This is a genomic window from Bradyrhizobium sp. P5_C12 (assembly GCF_054049735.1).
The window spans coordinates 66,918-85,114 of the sequence record NZ_JBFULU010000026.1 but is presented as its reverse complement, the minus strand read 5'-3'; the positions used below and the strand labels follow the sequence as shown (position 1 = coordinate 85,114).

The window sequence follows — 18,197 nt, the reverse complement described above, 5'->3', positions numbered from 1 at the left end:
GAGCGTTCCAACAGATGTTTCAACCTCGCGATCAATTCCAGCCCCGCGCCAAATACGCAATCGAGCTCGGCGGCACGACTCTCAGCGTCGACCGCGTCATCGACATCCTGCGCCGCCAATGGCCGTTGATCGCCTCGATCGTCGGAGCCGCGCTGGCACTCGTCATCATCTACCTGCTGGTGGCGACGCCGATGTTCACGGCTAACGCTCGCATCCTCATGGACACCCGCCAGACTCAGGTGCTGGACAAGGACAGCGGCATGTCGAATGCCCTGATCGACACCGGGTTTGTCGATAGCCAGGTCGAGATCCTCCAATCCGACGATCTGCTCCTGTCGATCGTTCGCCGCCTGAAGCTCATCGAGGACCCCGAGTACAACGGCTCCAATCCGGGACTGCTCGCACTGGCCATCGGGAAGACCATGTCGCTGTTCGGATCCGACGGCCCTCCGTCGAAGGAGCGAATCGAGCGCGCTGCGGTCGAGACCATTCAGAAGAACCTCAAGGTGGAACGGGTTCTGACCACCTACGTGCTCTCGGTGTCGTTCCGCTCCGCCAATCCCGACAAGGCCGCTCTCGTCGCCAATGCGGTCGCGGACGCCTATATCGTTGGGGCGCTCGAGGCAAAGTACCAGTCGACCAAGCGCGCCGGCGAATGGCTCCAGCAGCGCAGCGCTGAGCTGCGCGAGCAGGCGACCGCAAGCGACCGGGCCGTGCAGACCTTCAAGGCCCAGAACAACATCGTCGGCACCAGCCGCGGCTTGATGAGCGAGCAGCAGTTGACCGACGTCAACACGCAGCTCATCCAGGCCCGCGCAGCGACCGCTGAAGCCAAGGCTCGCCTGGACCGCATCGAAGGAGTGCTCGACAAGGATCTGGTCCAGCCGACCGTGACCGACGCTCTCAACAACACCGTGATCACCCGTCTGCGGGCGCAATACCTCGACCTGGCGGCACAGTATGCGGATTGGTCGACCCGCTACGGCAAGACTCACCAGGCGGCGATCAATCTGGCGAATCGCATGGAGGAGTTGCGCAAGGCGATGGCGGACGAGGTGCGGCGCATCGCTGACGCGTATCGCAGCGAATACGAGATCGCCAAGAGCCGCGAAACGTCGCTGGACGACAATCTCAAGACCCTCGTATCCCAGGCTGGCAGCACGAGCCAGGCGCAGGTGAAGCTGCGCGACCTCGAGAGCGCGGCCGATACCTACCGCAATCTCTACAACAACTTCCTCGAGAAGCTGCAGAACGCCACGCAGAACCAGAGCTTCCCGATCAGCGAAGCGCGCATCATCGGCACGGCGGTCAAACCCGACAAGAAGAGCTCGCCCAAGACCGTGCTGGCATTGATCGGCGGACTGTTCGGCGGACTGTGCTTCGGATTCGGTGCCGCCTTCGGCAGAGAGCTGCTGAGCGATGTGCTGAGGTCTCCGAGCGACGTCGAAGACCAGCTTGGCGTCAAGTGCCTCGGCGTTCTTCCCGACATTCGCGCCACCGGTCAGTTGCTGAAGACGGCAGACGGCTTGGCCGCGGACACCGCAATCTCCAGCTACGTCGTCGACCATCCCTTCTCGCGATTTGCCGAGACGCTGCGGAATATCAAGGTCTCGATCGACGTGGCCCGGCTGTCGCGCGAGGTCAAGGTGATCGGGATTCTGTCGTCCTTGCCGAAGGAAGGGAAAACGACGGTCGCCGCCAATTTCGGGCACCTGACCGCGCTGACCGGGCACCGCACGCTGCTCATCGATGGCGACCTCCACACCCGGTCGCTGACACGAGAACTCGCCCCTCACGCCAAGACCGGCCTGGTCGAGGCCCTGAAGGATCCGCGCTCGTTCGGATATCATATCCAGCGCAGCAAGGAGAGCGGGCTCGATTTCATGCCGTCCTTCCTCGCATCGCGGATGGTGAACTCGGCGGACGTCATCGCATCCAAGTCGATGGCGGACCTGCTCGCGGTGGTGCGCGAGGAATACGAATACATCATCATCGATCTGGCGCCGGTGATGCCGGTGACGGACGCCAAGGCCGTCAGCCACCTCGTCGACGCCATGGTCTATGTGATCGAGTGGGGCCGCACCAGCCGCAACGCGCTGCAGGAGTCGATGGCAAGCTCGGAAGGCATCCAGAAGAAGGTGCTGGGTGCCGTGCTCAACCGCGCCAATCCGAAGATGCTGAAGCGGATCGAGGCGTATAAGGGCTCGCACTACGGCAGCTATTATGTCGAGGGAGCCTAGCGCGCGACCTGCGCAGCCGCCGTCGCCGCGAGGATATCGTCAGGTTCTGCTCGGCGTAAACATCGCTCTTGCGGCCGGCGCAATGGCGTGGGTCGTATACGCGGCCCCCAATCTGACGTCTGCGGCGATCCCGCAGGTCGCCAGTCGGGTTTCACGCGGAGAGAGATACGATACGGATCAGCTCAGGCAGCTGGTCGCGGAGAATCTGGCAGCGGCCCAGCGGCAATGCAGCACCAAGACGATGCGAGAGCTCTTGCTGCTGCAGCTGGCAGTCGCCGACGAGTCGACACGCAGCGGCGACCTGAAGCAGGCTGACGTCGACACCGAGGCGGTTACGTCCTCGAGCCGGGCGCTGCTGCTCTGCGCGCCTTCCGAAGGACTGGGGTGGCTCGGTGCCTACTGGTCGGCAATACGTCAGGAAGGCTTTGGACCGCACGCGGCGACGCTGCTCGGCCTTTCCTACAGGTTCGCGCCACACGAAGCCTGGCTGCAGCTCATTCGCGCGCCGCTGGCACTTCGCGTCTATGGCGCGCTGTCGCCCGAGCTGAAAGCGAGTGCGGCTCAGGATTTCACCGACGTCTTCAGCGCGCGTCTGTTTCCGAGCGCGGCCGCGCTTTATCAGACAGCCGCCGCGGGCGCGCGTGCCGAACTTCTCAACCGGACATGCGGAGCGCCGGAAATCGACCGGGAACTATTTCGGCGCTACGTCACGGAAAAGGGACTGCAACTGCGCCATCCCTGCTACCCGTCGGATGACAGGCCTGCCCATATGAGGGACTAGCCCATTCCTGCCCTTTACGGGCATCGTTGGCGACGCTGGGCCTATGGACGTGCGCGGGACCAGACCCCAGCCGTCAAGGGCTCAATAGGCTTCCTGATGAATCAGCGCCAGCGCGGTCTTCAGGATGATCCTGATGTCGAGCCAGATGCTCCAGTTGCTGACGTACCAGACATCGTACTCGACCCGCTTTTCCATCAGATCGATCGTCGGGGTTTCGCCGCGGAAGCCGTTGACCTGGGCCCATCCGGTCAGGCCGGGCTTCATGTGATGGCGATAGACGTAGTTGCTGATGAGCTGGTCGTAATAATTATCGTGCGCCAGCGCGTGCGGGCGCGGCCCGACCAGCGACATCTCGCCGCGCAGGACGTTCCAGAGCTGCGGCAGTTCGTCGATGCTGGTCCGCCGCAGCACGCGACCGACGCGCGTCACCCGCACGTCGCTCTTCGTCGCCTGCGTGACGACATGTCCGTTCTCCGCCACCGTCATGGAGCGGAACTTCCAGATCTCGAACTGCTTGCCGTTGAACCCGCGCCGGGACTGCTTGAAGATCACGTTGCCCTTCGAATCGAGCTTGATCATGATCGCGGCGGTCACCAGCAGCGGCGCCAGCAGAAGAAGCGCGAACGAGGCAAGGCCGATGTCGAGGCAGCGCTTCTGCGCCTGCTCGAACACGCTGAGCGGCGCACGCTGGATTTCGATCGCGACCGTGCCGCTGACGGGCTGGAACGGGCGCGAGACCAGATCGGCGATGGGGAAATCCGGCAGAAGGCGGATCGGCTGCGGAACCACGCGCAGGTGCTGGCTCAGCTTCTGGAGCAGAGGCATTTCGTCCCAGTCGATGACCAGGAGATATTCTTCCACATCCGCCGTCCGCGCCTGACGGGTGATGTCGCGGATCTCGCGATCCCAGCCCGCGCCCTCTTCGGACGGCTCGAGCACGAAATGCCGCACGACATTGAAGCCGTGCTTGCGCAGATCCTTGAAGCGGCTCGAGGTGAAATCGAGAGGCTTGAGGCTGAGCAGCACCACCTTCCGGTCGACCAGGCGCCCTTTGGCGTAGCTCGACGTCAGCGCCAGGCGCCACAGCACGCGGAGCCCGCCCAAGGCAACGCCGCCCGTCGCGGCAAACAACAGCGTGGTCCCGCGCGACAGATCCGCGGACGATTTGAGCAGGAAGGCCTCGACCGCGAGAATGGTCAGCGAGATGAACCAGACCGCCAGAGCCTTGCGGAGCTGCCAGATCGTATTCAAGAGGCGATGATGATCATAGACGCCCTGGAAGTAAGCGATCGTCACGAACACCGCGCCGACGACGAGACCCGCTCCAACGGATGAATCCTGCTCGGCCACGAGCGTGCGATAAAGACCGTTCGCCGCGAAATAGCTGAGAAGCACGGCGACGAAGTCACCGGCGATCAATGCCACCTGGAGGGGTCTTTGGAGAGCACCGCGCCGGTTCGATATAGCCGAATAATAGTTTTCCGAACCGTAAGTTGCTACAGCCATCCGAACCTCGCTGCCTCGTCGCTCATCGCAATTGAGAATTGCGAGCCAATACATCGAAATCGTCGACGTGGGACAAAGTATATCTTAACTAAACAAAGCGACATTGCGGCAGTGCACCGAAAAAATCAAATCGATTTTCTGCAACGCAGCGCCGCAACAAGAGAATGCACAAAGTCCTGTCACACACGTGACAATAATGCGGGCACCACGCCGCGATTCCCGGCAAATCGCGGCATTTGCGCACAGCATTGCGCGCGCATTTGAACGGCTGTTCAACCATGCCGCTTAAGCCGTTATTAGGTCGCCGCCGTTAACACTCGTGACCAATTCAGGGAGTTGTGTCGTGAGTACCGTAGCCATTTTCAGCCTGTTGATCGGATCGTTGCTGGGAGGACGATTCCGGGTCTTCATCCTGCCGCCCGTCATCGTTCTCGGTGGGGCGATTCTTGGTGCGGGCTCTGCCTGGCAGGGACACGATTCGGCTCACACGGTTGTTACGATTCTTGTCTTCGCGGCGGTGCTCCAGCTTGGCTATATCGGCGGCGCGCTTCTGATCCGCCCGCGAACATCGGCCTATCGCACCAAGGCTGCTGCGCCGTCATTCGACAGCCAGAGCTTCGGCTGATCGGGCGGGATCGGCGATTCGTCGAATCGCGCAGGTGATCGATATGGGCAATCATTCGCACGCGCTGGGAAAAAAGTGGCTCGTGCCGCCCCGATTTCGTCGATAGCATATTGACATCACGGGCGAAGCTCTCTGAAAGAGTTGGACCCCATGCCCACGCCTGCGCCCCAAATTTCGCCTCGGCCGAAACTACCGAACGGCGTGCGCATCTATGCGATGAGCGACATCCACGGCTGCGCGCACCTGCTCGAGCAGATGTTCGCCGTCATCGATGCGGACATGGCGAACAGCCGTCCATATCGCGCGATCGAGGTCTTCCTCGGCGACTACATCGACCGCGGACCGGACTCGCGCCACACCCTCGATCTCCTGATCAGGCGCAGCCGCCGTCGCAACACGGTCTTTCTCAAGGGCAATCACGAGGCCTATTTCACCTCGGTGCTGGACGATCCCTCGCGCGTCACCGAATGGTTTCAATTCGGCGGCCTCCAGACCCTGATGTCGTACGGCGTGTCGGCCGCGCCGGGGATCGGCAAGGACGAGCAGTCCGATCTCGTGCGTGAGCTCGCATCCGCGATGCCGCCACAGCATATCGAATTCCTGCGTCAGTTGCGGCCAACCTTCACATGCGGCGACTTCTTCTTCGTCCATGCCGGGGTCCGTCCGGGGATTCCCCTGTCCGAACAGCGCGAGTCCGACCTGTTGTGGATCAGGGACGAATTTCTCCAGAGCAAGAGACGCTTCGGCAAATACGTCGTGCACGGCCATACGCCGGTGCGGCAGGCCGAACTGCTCGAAAACCGGGCCAACATCGACACCGGGGCATATGCCACCGGCAACCTGACGCTGCTGTCCATCCAGGGCAACAGCATGCTTGCGATCTAGCCACTGCACGCCGTTGGCGGTGGCGCCTGCCGCAACCGTCAGTTGGTGCTGCTTGTCGATGGCCGGTATTCTGGAAAGCGGCTGAGCATCGCGGCCTTCAGAAATTTGAAATGGGCGATCGAGGCGCTCAGCTCCTTGAGCCGGCGCTGGCCGTTCAAGATCTCCTTGTCGAAGAGATCCTGGTGATGGCTGTCGAGCGGTTCCCGCTCGAGATATTCGTCATCGCCATTGCCGAAGGTCACCGCTGCCCGCGCCAGCACATCTTCGACCCGCCGATTGAGGCCCGTCTGCTCCAGCTCGGCCGCATGGAGCGCATCCTCGATCGCGACCATGATGGCATCGATGCGCGCCTGATCGGTTTCAGCGTCGCGCTGGGGCGAGCGCGCCCGAAAGATTTGCTCGCCTCCAAAACGATCTCTGAGAAAATTCTGGGTGCGAGCCCGCAGGAACAGTTGGAACATGCGCGCATTTCCGGTTCGAAGGACAGACCAGAAAATGGATCCTGGATAGTTAATAAAGGCTGAATCCTCCGGACCGCTCCGCCCGGCTTTGCGCCATCCAGGCCTTCCAGGCGCCCTCGTGCTTCTCATAGAGCTCCAGCCAGCGCTGCCCACCGGCATCCAGCCACACTTCGCGGCCCTCAGGCGCGGCCCGCCTGGCTGCCGGATCTGGCGTCTGCGCGCTGTCGAGTCGCTCGAATTCGAACGTCTCCTCGAGTGTCAGACCGATCAGGACGCGCCGGCCGCCAGCATCGACGAAATATCGCCGCGGCGCATTGTTGGTCGGGCTAGTCATGGCGCCCCCTTCTTTCGCGATCCGCGCGCCGGTCAGCGTCGGAAGCAGGCCGATTGCAGACCCGTATGCGTCCTGCAAGATTCATGCGTCTCCTGATCGCCATGTGCCCCAGAGGTGTCCGTGCGAAAGTTGTAAATCCTCGAAATACCCGCCGCGCCGGACGCCCGTGYTCGCGACGCAGCATTCTCATCTTCGAGTTGTGTCGAGATCATGATGAGCGCCGCTGATTTTCTTGTCACGCGCGAGATTTTTTGGGCAGCACCGTGCATGCGAAATGTTCGCGAGTGCTTCAGCTGAAGAACCACAGGAACAATCTCACCAGCAACAGCGTGATGAAATAAACCCAGCCCGCCATCGCGATCAGCGCAACGCTGAAAAATGCGCCTTCAAACGCCCGCTCTCTGATCTTCGTGAGGGGAAGTGCCGCTCGCGCTTTCTGAAGCATCTCGGTCTTCTGATTTGTTTGATTTGTTCGTGCTCGTTGTCCTGAATCATAGCCGAACGAATTCGACGATCTCGTGACGACTCCCTCAGAGCAGCGCAAAGCTGTTCTTCGAGATCTCCGTCTCGCGCATGAGTCGCGATGGATCGATTCGCGTTCGGAGTCGTTGCGATCATCCTCGTGCGAAAATTCAATCTGCATTGACTGTTGTGAATTTGCCGCGCGCCGTCGCAACGGCGATGTCGACCTCGCGCAACGAGGCATACCGGCCCGTCGGCTCGAGGCGGGAACGGGCTTGCGAGGATCGTCCATCGGTTCTGCGACAAGCGGACATGGTGGCAGAACATGCTCGAGCGCGGCTATCGGCGCGCACGGATCGCGACTTGGTTAGCGAAAACTCCGTGGTTATACGGAGCGTTTTGCACCAGATTTATCCCGGTAAGGTTGAGCAGTTAGCTTAATCCGCGTTGTTTGTTGCGAACTCCGACGGATCGCTTATCCATCTTGGCACCGGGCTCCCCCAAGCCCGGCCCCACCCAAGCAAAGCCGTCGAGCGAACGTGGGTCCGCTTGGCGGCTTTGTCGTTGTGTCGACGAGAGGATGAGTTCGGTTATGGCGCGTAGGCCCTGGTCGTTCAAGGAAGACCGCCGGCTGATGGAGCTGGCCAAGTCTTCGACTTCGCTGGAAGAGGCGGCGAAACAGCTCGGGCGCTCGCCCGATGCGGTCAAGCGCATGGCCCTGCGCCTCGGCCTGTCGCTCAAATCCAAGGGCACCAAGAAGAATTAGCGGCCCTTGCGCCGGCCGTGCGCGCCAATTCACGGACATGCGCGTCTCCCGTGATCGAGCCGTGAATGGAAGCCGGCCAATCGACGCAGCCCGACCGCTTTCGGCGCTCTCGATCTCCCCGCGTATGGATGGTAGACTATCCAGCAACGAGATTAAGGTTGTCCCTTTCCGGCGGAGAACGATCGCTCGATTGGCTTCCGTATCCGCTCGACGGTTTGTTGGAGGAATACAGTCATGTTGTCCCGCGCACTCGCCGTAGCTTTGCTCCTGGCTCTGCCTTCGCTGGCGTCGGCGCAAGTTCCCGTGCGATTCGGATTTCCGAACGGTGCGCCATGGTGCGCCTTCGGTTTCGATTGCAGATTCCTGAATTTCCGCGAGTGCGCGGACCGGATTTTTGATCCCTCGCGAAACTGCGTCAAGAATCCGTACTTCGCGGCCCACTATCCCACCAATGTCGACAAGGGCTGGTCCTACAATCGGCGTTGAACGGAACGTCGTTCCCGTGAACGGCTTCGTCATGCCGTCAGGCGTGCGGCTTCGCGCCTGACGCGGCCGGCGAAGTCCCGTCGATGACAAGAATTTGGGCAACGGTCAGCGCCGGCTCACGCTCCGCATACCACCGCCGGCATTGGCTCTAAACCTTATCTTAGCCCCTCCCCGGTTAGGGTTCGCGTAATCTTTCTTAACCCCCTCGGGCGGGATGACGTCGGCACGGCCGAAATTCAGACTGGCGGCGCTCGTACTTGTGGGCACGGCGGCGTTCGGGCTCGCCGGTCACTTTGCCGCGATGCGGTTCATCCACGACCAGCAGGCACGCCGGCTCGACGAGCTGACCGAGGTGGTGCTGCGCCGGTCCGAGTTCGCCGTCGACTTCGCTGCCGCAAGCCTCGACGAGCTGGCCGGCCGCGGGCTCGCCACATGCGACCCCGCCTCGCTCCAGGCGATCCGTCTGCACGTCTATCAGCGCTCCGCGGTGAAGGACGTGCGGCTCGTCAATTCGGACGGCTCGGTGATCTGCTCGGCCTATTCGGAGACGCTCGAGTTCGACAAGGGCTGGGTCGACCGCGCCGACATGCTCGCCTCGCGCGATTCCAGATTGATGCTGTTCCGCGTCGAACAGTTCGGCGGCGACGCACTCGGCGTGCTCAGGGACATCGGCGGCAAGAAGGCGCTGGTTGCCATCCTCGGGGTCAATGCCAGCCTGTTCGACATCATGCCGGCCGAGCTGCGCGCGCATGGCGAGGTGCTGCTGGCCCTCAACAACGGCGCACAGCTCGGCGAGTTCACGCCCGACGCCGACAAGGCGCTGCCGCATCCGGTCGAGTTCGCGAAGAGCTCGGCGCGCTACCCGCTGCGCACGGTCATCCGTATCGACAAGACCGTGCTGTCGACATGGAACAGCGAGGCCTACTGGCCGGCCATGGCGGTCGCGCTGGCGCTGGGCGTATTGTTCGGCATCCTCTTGTCGCGCACCCGGCGCATGGAGGGTCCCGTCGCCGATCTCGATCGCGCGCTGGCGCGCGGAGAATTCAGGCCGTATTACCAGCCGATCTTCGACTTGAGGACCGGCCGGATCAGGGGCTGCGAGATCCTGGCGCGCTGGCTGCGCGAGGACGGCTCGGTGGTCCCGCCGATGAATTTCATCCCGCTGGCGGAATCCAGCGGCCGGATCGAAGCCATGACCTGGCAGATTCTCGGCCGCGCGCTGGCCGATCTCCAGTCGCATCTCAAGGCCGATAAGGAGTTCAAGCTCTCGCTCAACGTCGTGCCGAAGCACCTGTTGAGCGCCGGCTTCGTCGAAACGCTCCGCACCACCGTCGCCGCGGCAAAAGTCTCGGCGCGGCAGATCGTGGTCGAGGTGACCGAGCGCGACGAACTCGACGATCTCAAGCGTGCCGCAGCCGTCGTGAGCGAGCTGCGCGATTTCGGCTTCCGTGTCGCGATCGACGACGTGGGCGTCGGACACAGCGGGTTGTCGCGGCTGAAGGGGCTGGGTGCCAACACCATCAAGATCGACAAGTTCTTCGTCGACACCATCACGGTGGACGCCTCGACCACGACGATCGTGGAGATGCTGGTGGCGCTCGCCCGGGACTTCCATATGACGGTGGTGGCCGAAGGCGTCGAAACCGAGGAGCAGGCCCACGCGCTGATCTCGTGCGGCGTCGAAGAGGGCCAGGGCTATCTCGTCGCCGCGCCCCTGCCCTTCGCCAAGTTCAGCGAGCTGATGGCCTCGCGATCCGCCGCAATTGCGGCCGCAGTCCCGATCGACGACACGGCGCTGGTGGCCTGACCGCGCCGGCTGGCCCGAATTCGGACAGGCTGCCGAGCTGTACCGTCACGACATGTCCCAACGCGAGCCGCCGGATGAAGCGGCCCTCGGAAGTGTGGGGACCTTAACGATGTTCTTCGCTTTCAAAAGCGGCCGGCCGATCGACCCGCTATGCTGGTGCCATGCGCCGCAACCACATCATCGCAGCCGCGGGAATCTGCTTCGCGCTGATCATCTATGCCACGCTTGCCAAGCTCGCGGGCAGGCCCGCGCTCATGGGCCATGCGGAGGCCTACTGGGTCGTCGTCATCGAGCGCTTCAGCGCCTACGGCCTGCTGGGCTTCCTGCTGTCCTTCCTGCTGCCGGGGCGGGTCAAGCTGGCTTGCGTCTTCGTGGTCGCCGTCGCAGTCGGCCTCGAAGTCTTGCAGGCGGTGACGCCGGATCGCGATCCCCGGTTCATAGACGTGCTGCAAAAGGCGGCCGGCGGCACGGTCGGCGTTCTCCTCGCCCAGACGATTTTGGCTTTCCTGCCCAGGCCGCCGTCTTAGCGCAGCCAATACCGGTTGCGCCAACCGACACCGCACGGCGTGGAGAAGCGAAATCCCTACTTCGCCATCTGCCCGCGCAGCTCGCCGCCGGGATTGGCTGCCGTGTGGATGTTCGCGTACCACTTTCCGGCCAACAGATCCGCAGCCTGCGCCTCGGTGAGGGTCGCCGTGCCCTGGATCGGGCTTTGCGCCGACTTGAACGGAAGCGCGATGCCGGCATTCTTGCCGGGGTCGCTGGGCCCGTGGAAATGTGCGCCCAGCGCGGGTCCGCTGAGATCGGCATAAGTGACCGTATAGGTCAGAATCTTCGTGCCCGTGTCGAAGGCCGCCTCCGCCTTGCCGGAACCGGAACTCGTGTTGGGCGGCACTTCATTGCTGCCCTTGAGTTCTGCCTGCAATTTGATCACTTCGGCGGTGGCCGCCGTCATGAGGCCGAGCGGGATCGCAACAACCAACGCACCCGCCAGGTACACGGCTTTGTTCATCGCATCCTCCCAGCCGGGATCGCTTTGGGCCACGATCCGTTCCAGTGTGAACACCGGCGGTCGCGCCGAATTCCGGCTGGACGATTATGCCTGATTCGAAGAGAGCCGACTGCCGCCGGAGCGGCGAACTAGGCCACCCCGCGGGTCGAGCCCGCCTGCCCGGTCGTGAGAACCCCGGCCATCTGCCGATGGGTCTGGCGCAACGCCGCGATCGCTTCATCGAGGTCGACTTCGGCTTCGCGAATGGTTTCGAAGAACCGGGCCATCAATGCGAGGTTCAGCTTGACGCGGGTGTTTCCATCGCGGCTTTTGCGGCGATCCAGCGACAAATGCAGCGCCTGAAGCCGGGCTTCGGCAGCACTGCAGCCGCTGAGTGTCGCGAGTTCGTCATATGTCATCCAGATCTGAGGCATGTCCCTGTCCGCCCTTTTGTTATGAGCGCCAACCTAGATTTCACCTCTAAAGGCACTCTTGCCGTGGTGCGGTCGCGGGGTGTTTTCGCGACAACAGCGTCAATGCAAAGCTAAAGCGCGGGAGCCTCAGGAAACGGGCGTCTTGGGAGGCGTGAACGGATGGCGCGACCGTGAACGGCCGTCGAGGCCCTTGGGCAGCTTGTCGGCCTTGAGCTTCACGACGGCGCCTCTGTCGTCGGCGGCCGGCACATCCTCCTGGCTGTAGATCAGCGTCGCCTCGAACATCACTTCGGGCGCCTGCCTGGCCGTTCCCGAGCAGGTCGCCATCTTGCCGTTGAATACGCCCGAGAGGTTGACCTCGACCTCATCGGGACCAAACACCGTCGGCGGGCCCTCGGCATGCCGTCGCGTGGTCAGGACGGCCGTGAAGCGCTGGTCATCGACCTGGTAGGAGCCGCCATAGGTGAAGAAGCTGTCGCTGCCAAAGATCCGCCCCTGGGCCAGATGCACGACGCCGGTGCCCTGGCCACGCGGGGTCCTGAACCAGGCAGCGTATTTGCCGTCTCTCAGCATGAAAAACTTCCGTCGTAAAATTCATCCGTATTTGCAACCAACTCTGGGGCGCGACAATGACCGATGCAGTGAGCATTCCGCTACGGTTAACGCCCTGCAAAGCCGACCCGTCAAATTGCGGCCGACGCGCGAGGCGACGCCGGAGGAGACGTCAAAACAATTCTATGCCGTCATCCGCGGTCTCGACCGCCTCGACCCGGCGCGTGGCGGCGATCGAGGCCAGCCCGAGCGTTCGCAAGAATTCCCGATGGACGTCGCGCTCGCGCTCCATCGTGTAGCGCGCGAAGAGAGCGTCGAGCATCGCCTCGTCCTGCGCCTGCGGCTGCGGCCGCTGCCGAGCCGCGCTTGCGGTCTCGATACGCGCGGCGACCGCAGGCAATGCCGCAGAGCCCTCGCCCAGCGTGGTCATCAGGCCTTGCGCCGAATTCATCAAACCCTCGAATTCCGCACCTTCGTCGACGAGCCGGCTCATCAGCTTGCCGAGCCGTTCGTTGCCGGCCTCGATCTCGCGCAGCGCCTGGAGAATCTGCGGCTCGAGCTTGGCGAGCTGCGTGGGGTCGCCCTGCACGCGCAGCTCCTTCAGCTCATTGGCCGACCGTTCGATGCCGTCGAGCACGGGCCTCAAGCGCCCTGCGCCCGCCGAGACCTGGTCGGCGGTCGCCTTGAGCTCGTTGGCGATGACCACGAAGGCGCTGCCGCGGCTGCCGAGATGGCTGGCCTTGAGACCCGCATTCATTCCGATCAGGGTGATGTCGACCGTGGCCTCGGCGAGCCCGGCGATCGCCTCCCGGAACTTCGCCAGCGTCTCCTCGACGATCGCCAGCGCGTCGTCGACCGCACGGCCGGCGCCCTCGCAGGTGGCGATCAGGGTCGAGGCCTGCGCCAGCGTATGCTTGATACGCGCCAGAAACGACGACGACCCGTCATCCTCGCCGCCGAACAGCGCACGGCCATGTCCAACGACGCCGCCCGCATCATTCAGGATGGCCGTCAGCGCGCGAACGATCTGGCCGATATCGCCGCCGAACTCGCGCTGAGCGTCCCTGAGCAGGGCCGCCTGCAACTGGCCGATCGCGCGCGCGCCGTCGTCGCTCGCGACCGGTTCCGGAACGAGGCTGGGGCCGGATCCGGACGCAAGGCCAAGGCCGTGACAGACGTGCTCGAGGCGTTGGCGCGTGCTGTCGCCGGCCTGCAACGAAATGATCGCGCCGCCCACCGCCTCGGCGATCTTCCTGGTGCTGCCGCTCGCGAGGTCGGCGAGATGGCTGCTCTTGCTGCGCTGGTCACGCAATCCCGAATACGCCGCGCCGAGTTCGGCGCTCTCCGAGACCAGTTGATCGCGATAACGGCCCTCGAATTCCTTCTGCCGGCCGGACGCGGTGGCCACCGCCTCCGACAGGCGTTGCTGATCCCGCGCGCAGCCCTCGATCGACCCCTGCACGGCCTTGCCGAGATCGTAGGCCTCCTGCGTGAAGGCGAGAAAGCCCTCGCGATCGCCGTCGAGCGAAGCCGCCTCGATCCGCGCGCTGCGCGCGATGATGGTGATCATCTGGATGTGCTTGAACAGCGGCTTGAGCAGCGAGGACGCCTCCGCGGTGCTCTTGCCGATCGTCGCGAGCAGAGCGCTCTCGGCCGGTAGCGCCTGTGCCAGTTCGCTCAGTCGCGCGGCGATCTCCTGCAACGCGGTCGCCGCCCCCTCGATCTCGGCGCCGGACAGCTCGCCGGAGAGCGTCGCAAGACCCTGGTTCAGCTCCTTGAAGATGATGTGGCCACGACCGAGCTCGTGACCGACGCGCGCGAACACGGCCTCGATGCGCGACGAGACATCCTCGATCGCGGCGATCGCCTCAGTGAGCGTGCTGGCCGGAATGGCGGACATTGCGATCAACCCGCCACCGCAGCGTGCCCGGCCTGATACCAGTGCATGATCTCGCGCGGGATGTGGTGCAGCGAGACCACCTTCTCGACACCGCCATGGGCGATGGCTTCCTTGGGCATGCCGAACACCACGCAACTTTCTTCGTCCTGCGCGCGCGTCGAGGCGCCGAGCTTGCGCATCTCCAGCATCCCGCGCGCGCCGTCGTCGCCCATCCCGGTCATGATGACGCCGAGCGCGTTGGCGCCGGCATGCTGGGCCGCCGAGCGGAACAGCACGTCGACCGAGGGACGATGCCGCGACACCGGCGGACCGTCCTTGATCGCGATCTGGTAGCGCAGGCCGATGCGCTGAAGCAGCATGTGACGGGCACCCGGCGCGATATAGGCGCAGCCCGGCAGCACCGGCTCGCCGTCCTCGGCTTCCTTGACCCGGATCTGGCAGACACCGTCGAGACGCCTGGCAAACGCGGCGGTGAAACCTGCCGGCATGTGCTGCACGATGAGGATGCCCGGGCAATTTGGCGGCAGCATCTCCAGCACGTCGTTCAGCGCCTCCGTTCCCCCGGTCGAGGCGCCGATGCAGACGATGCCTTCCGTCGCCGGCCGCGTCCGGCCCTGCACCGGCGGCGGGATGATCGCGTCGGCCGTCAGCTTCCTCTCGATCGCCCGCCGCTCCGTGCGCGGGCGCACGCGTGCGCGCGCCGCCGACTTGACGGCTTCGCGCAGCCGCGTCGAGCACTCCAGCAGCGCCTGCCTTGTGTCGATCTTCGGCTTCGGCACGATGTCGACGGCGCCGGCCTCGAACGCCTCGAACATCACGTTCGAGCCCTCCTCGGTGAGCGAGGAGCAGATGATCACGGGAATCGGACGCTGCGCCATGATCTTGCGCAGGAAGGTCATGCCGTCCATGCGCGGCATCTCGATGTCGAGAATCATGACGTCGGGGATCTCGTTCTGGAGGCGACGCGCCGCGGCGAACGGATCCGAGGCCGTTCCCATCACCTCGATGTCGGAATCGTCGTTGAGGATGGATTGGAGGATTTGGCGCACCGACGCCGAATCGTCCACGATCAGGACGCGAACCTTTCCCTGCGGCATTTTGGGCGGCGCTCCAATCAGACCTGGAAAATGGTGGGCTGAACTTGCTTCAATCCCGGCACGGCACTGTGAATCATCGATTCCGAATGTCCGACCAGCAGATAGCCGCCGGGCCGCAAATGGTTGCACAATTGCTCGATCACCTTGCGCTGGGTCTCGCGCTCGAAATAGATCAGGACGTTGCGGCAGAAGATGATGTCGACGTCCCGGTCGACCGGGTAGGACGTATCCATGAGGTTCATCCGCATGAAATGCGTCATGCGCCGCAATTCCGGAACCACCCGCACCTCGCCGCGCGACCTGTCACGTGACGACAGGAAATATCGCTTCAGGAACTGCTCGGGCACCGGCGCCAGCACATCGCGGGTGTAGATCGCAGTCCTGGCAAGACGCAGCACCGCGGTCGAGATGTCGGTACCGAGGATGCGGAACTGAAACCGCGATCCGGTCCGCGTCATGTCGTCGAGCACCATGGCCGCCGTGTAGGCCTCCATGCCGGTGGAGCTCGCCGAGCTCCAGATCTTCAGGTTCGCGTTCCTGCGTCCGTGCAGCTTGAGCAGAGCCGGGACGGCGGCGTCCCTCATGAAGGTGAAATGCTGCGGCTCGCGGAAGAAGTCGGTCTTGTTGGTCGTCACCACATCGATGAGATGGGTCAGCTCGGTGTCGAAATGGTTCGCCTCGAACAGGTTGTCGACATACTCGTTGAGATCGGAAAAGTTCAGCGCCCGCACGCGCTTGTGCAACCGTCCTTCCAGCATCAGCCGCTTGCCCTGCGGCAGCTTGATGCCGACCTGGCCTTCGATCAGCTCGGCAATGGTCCGGAAGTGACGGTCCGACAGATGGACGGCCGTATCCTGCACAGCGGGCATGGACATCATGAGCGCCTGCCCGGGCCCGGGGTCACCGCCTGCACTGAACCTGGGGCCGTATGGGCCATCTTGTATCCTGCTATCTCACGCAACCGTTGCAGACGGATCGGCCCGTCCGGGAAGGACGGGTCGATCCCTCAGACCTCCTAACGCTGGAAATCGGCGTCCCGATCGTCTTCGCCGTCGGCCATGTCGAAAGCGAATCCCCCGCCGCCCGCAACCTTCACGGCACGCGCCGTCTTGGCCTGAGGCTTCCTGGCCGGGCGATCGGCAGCCGCCATGTGCGCGGCCTTGGTGCGCAGCTGGCTCACGGCACGGTCGATCGGCGCAGCCGCATGGCCCTTCGCGCCCTGCTCGATGCGGAAATAGGCGATCGTCGACTGGAGCTGCTCGGCCTGAGAGGCGAGCTCTTCCGAGGTCGAGGACACCTGCTCGGAGGCGCTGGCGTTTTGCTGGCCGACCTTGTCGAGCTGCTGGATGGCCTGGTTGATCTGGGCCGAGCCGACGTCCTGCTCGCGGCAGGCCGCGGTGATCTCCTCGACCAGCTCGGCGGTCTTCTTGATATCAGGCACAAGCTTGGCAAGCATGTTGCCGGCTTCCTGCGCGACCTTGACGGTTTCGGTCGACAGCGTGCCGATCTCGGCCGCCGCGGCCTGGCTACGCTCGGCGAGCTTGCGCACTTCGGAGGCGACCACCGCAAAGCCCTTGCCGTGCTCGCCGGCGCGCGCGGCCTCGACCGCCGCGTTAAGCGCGAGCAGGTCGGTCTGCCGCGCGATCTCCTGCACGATCGTGATCTTCTCGGCGATGGTCTGCATCGCATTGACGGCGCGTCCCACGGCAGCGCCGCTGGCCTCGGCATCCTTGGCGGACTGCGCCGCGATCTTCTCGGTCTGGTTGGCGTTGTCGGCGTTCTGCTTCACGTTCGAGGCCATCTCCTCCATCGAGGAGGAGGCCTCTTCCGCGGACGAGGCCTGCTCGGTCGCGCCCTGCGACAGCTGCTCGGCGCTGGCGGAGAGCTCCTGGCTGCCGGCCGAGACGTTCTGTGCCGCGGTCAGGGCTTCCGACACGATCTGGCGGAGCTTTTCCACCATGCGCTCGAGGGCAAGGCCCAGCGTGTCCTTGTCCGACTGCGGCTTGGCCTCAACCATGAGATTGCCCTGCGCGATCGCGTTGGCAAGGGCCGCAGTCGCATTCAGGTTCACCGTCATCGCGTTCAGCGACTTGATGAGATCACCGATTTCGTCATTGCTGGAAGACTCGATCTTGTGGCTGAGATCGCCGATCGCCACAGCGTCGGCGAGGCCGACGGCCTGCGCCAGCGCCCGGCTGATGTTGACAGCGATCCAGGTCGCTGCGACTGCGGCGATCAATAGCGAGGCAATCACCAGGCTTATCAGCAGCATTTCGGCGCGGGCGCCGTCCTGCTTCGCCTGTTCGGCCTGCTCGGCCATGTTCTTCTTGACGTTCTTGATATAGCCGTCAGCCGCCTCGATCGCGTCTGCCACGACCTTGCGGCCGTCATGCATGGAGCGATCCAGAGCCTTCGGCTTATCGGTCTTCGCGAGCCTGACAGTCTCCTCCTGATAGGCGTTCAGCTTGGCGAAGGCGGCCGAGAACGCATCCATCAGCTTCTTGCCGCCCTCGCTGGCGGCAGCGTGAATCTCGTCCTTGGACCTGGTGAGCTGTTCACGGTTCTTGGCAAGGTCGGTGACGAACTGGTCATAGTCCGCGTCAGACGTCGCGAGGATGGAGTTCTTCTCCGCGCGCACCATCAGCAGGATGCCTTCCTTGAGCTCGGCGGCCTTCTCCATGCGGCCCGCACGGCTGACCAGAAGCTCGGTGGTGCCGACCATGTCCGACAGCTTCATGTAGCCGACCGCACCGGCAATCATGGAAAGCAGGATGACGACGCCGAAGGCACTGGCAAGCTTGGCTTTGACGGTGAATCTCATTTTGGTCTCGTTGGTTCGAATTGAGGTGCTACGCTTGACCACGCTTCAC

18 protein-coding genes are annotated in these 18,197 nt (G+C 63.7%); 7 read left to right on the top strand and 11 right to left on the bottom strand.

Features of this window, described 5'->3' with window-relative positions:
* Nucleotides 1-14 precede the first annotated feature (14 nt).
* The gene (locus ACXJMY_RS22895) at nt 15-2,240 is read left to right on the top strand and encodes a Wzz/FepE/Etk N-terminal domain-containing protein (RefSeq protein WP_456621608.1); all 2,226 of its coding nucleotides are present in this window, start codon (nt 15-17) and stop codon (nt 2,238-2,240) included.
* 253 nt (nt 2,241-2,493) lie between these two features.
* The gene (locus ACXJMY_RS22890) at nt 2,494-3,021 is read left to right on the top strand and encodes a hypothetical protein (protein WP_456621607.1); all 528 of its coding nucleotides are present in this window, start codon (nt 2,494-2,496) and stop codon (nt 3,019-3,021) included.
* A gap of 81 nt (nt 3,022-3,102) precedes the next feature.
* Here the strand turns inward: ACXJMY_RS22890 and ACXJMY_RS22885 are convergent, their stop codons facing one another.
* Complete coding sequence (locus tag ACXJMY_RS22885) at nt 3,103-4,527, bottom strand: undecaprenyl-phosphate glucose phosphotransferase (protein WP_456621606.1); 1,425 nt, start codon at nt 4,525-4,527, stop codon at nt 3,103-3,105.
* Nucleotides 4,528-4,870: 343 nt separating this feature from the next.
* Between ACXJMY_RS22885 and ACXJMY_RS22880 the strand changes: the two genes are divergently transcribed.
* Nucleotides 4,871-5,152 (top strand): hypothetical protein, encoded by a 282-nt coding sequence (locus tag ACXJMY_RS22880; RefSeq protein WP_456621605.1) that lies wholly within the window; start codon nt 4,871-4,873, stop codon nt 5,150-5,152.
* A 150-nt stretch (nt 5,153-5,302) separates the two neighbouring features.
* Nucleotides 5,303-6,037, top strand: a complete 735-nt coding sequence (locus ACXJMY_RS22875) for a metallophosphoesterase family protein (protein ID WP_456621604.1) — start codon at nt 5,303-5,305, stop codon at nt 6,035-6,037.
* Between the two features lie 38 nt (nt 6,038-6,075).
* Here the strand turns inward: ACXJMY_RS22875 and ACXJMY_RS22870 are convergent, their stop codons facing one another.
* From ACXJMY_RS22870 to ACXJMY_RS22860, 3 genes are all read right to left on the bottom strand, one after another.
* A complete protein-coding gene (locus tag ACXJMY_RS22870; RefSeq protein ID WP_456621603.1) occupies nt 6,076-6,498 on the bottom strand; it encodes a hypothetical protein in 423 nt (140 codons plus the stop codon).
* A 49-nt stretch (nt 6,499-6,547) separates the two neighbouring features.
* Nucleotides 6,548-6,832, bottom strand: a complete 285-nt coding sequence (locus ACXJMY_RS22865) for a hypothetical protein (protein WP_456621602.1) — start codon at nt 6,830-6,832, stop codon at nt 6,548-6,550.
* 289 nt (nt 6,833-7,121) lie between these two features.
* Nucleotides 7,122-7,277, bottom strand: coding sequence for a hypothetical protein (locus ACXJMY_RS22860; protein ID WP_167533024.1), 156 nt, complete (start codon nt 7,275-7,277; stop codon nt 7,122-7,124).
* 609 nt (nt 7,278-7,886) lie between these two features.
* Between ACXJMY_RS22860 and ACXJMY_RS22855 the strand changes: the two genes are divergently transcribed.
* From ACXJMY_RS22855 to ACXJMY_RS22845, 3 genes are all read left to right on the top strand, one after another.
* Nucleotides 7,887-8,060, top strand: a complete 174-nt coding sequence (locus tag ACXJMY_RS22855) for a hypothetical protein (RefSeq protein WP_456621601.1) — start codon at nt 7,887-7,889, stop codon at nt 8,058-8,060.
* A 700-nt stretch (nt 8,061-8,760) separates the two neighbouring features.
* A complete protein-coding gene (locus ACXJMY_RS22850) occupies nt 8,761-10,353 on the top strand; it encodes an EAL domain-containing protein (RefSeq protein WP_456621600.1) in 1,593 nt (530 codons plus the stop codon).
* A 161-nt stretch (nt 10,354-10,514) separates the two neighbouring features.
* Nucleotides 10,515-10,880, top strand: a complete 366-nt coding sequence (locus ACXJMY_RS22845; protein ID WP_456621599.1) for a VanZ family protein — start codon at nt 10,515-10,517, stop codon at nt 10,878-10,880.
* Nucleotides 10,881-10,936: 56 nt separating this feature from the next.
* Here the strand turns inward: ACXJMY_RS22845 and ACXJMY_RS22840 are convergent, their stop codons facing one another.
* From ACXJMY_RS22840 to ACXJMY_RS22810, 7 genes are all read right to left on the bottom strand, one after another.
* Nucleotides 10,937-11,365 (bottom strand): CHRD domain-containing protein, encoded by a 429-nt coding sequence (locus ACXJMY_RS22840; RefSeq protein WP_456621598.1) that lies wholly within the window; start codon nt 11,363-11,365, stop codon nt 10,937-10,939.
* Nucleotides 11,366-11,493: 128 nt separating this feature from the next.
* Entirely contained in the window at nt 11,494-11,778 is a 285-nt protein-coding gene (locus ACXJMY_RS22835; protein ID WP_456621597.1) for a hypothetical protein, read from the bottom strand.
* 126 nt (nt 11,779-11,904) lie between these two features.
* Nucleotides 11,905-12,351, bottom strand: coding sequence for a hypothetical protein (locus ACXJMY_RS22830; protein ID WP_456621596.1), 447 nt, complete (start codon nt 12,349-12,351; stop codon nt 11,905-11,907).
* A 151-nt stretch (nt 12,352-12,502) separates the two neighbouring features.
* Nucleotides 12,503-14,230 carry a chemotaxis protein gene (locus tag ACXJMY_RS22825; RefSeq protein WP_456621595.1) on the bottom strand — a complete coding sequence of 576 codons (1,728 nt, stop codon included), beginning with the start codon at nt 14,228-14,230 and terminating at the stop codon, nt 12,503-12,505.
* Between the two features lie 5 nt (nt 14,231-14,235).
* The gene (locus ACXJMY_RS22820) at nt 14,236-15,327 is read right to left on the bottom strand and encodes a protein-glutamate methylesterase/protein-glutamine glutaminase (RefSeq protein ID WP_456621594.1); all 1,092 of its coding nucleotides are present in this window, start codon (nt 15,325-15,327) and stop codon (nt 14,236-14,238) included.
* A gap of 17 nt (nt 15,328-15,344) precedes the next feature.
* Nucleotides 15,345-16,202 (bottom strand): CheR family methyltransferase, encoded by an 858-nt coding sequence (locus ACXJMY_RS22815; RefSeq protein WP_456621593.1) that lies wholly within the window; start codon nt 16,200-16,202, stop codon nt 15,345-15,347.
* Nucleotides 16,203-16,342: 140 nt separating this feature from the next.
* Entirely contained in the window at nt 16,343-18,148 is a 1,806-nt protein-coding gene (locus tag ACXJMY_RS22810) for a methyl-accepting chemotaxis protein (protein ID WP_456621592.1), read from the bottom strand.
* Nucleotides 18,149-18,197: the final 49 nt, after the last annotated feature.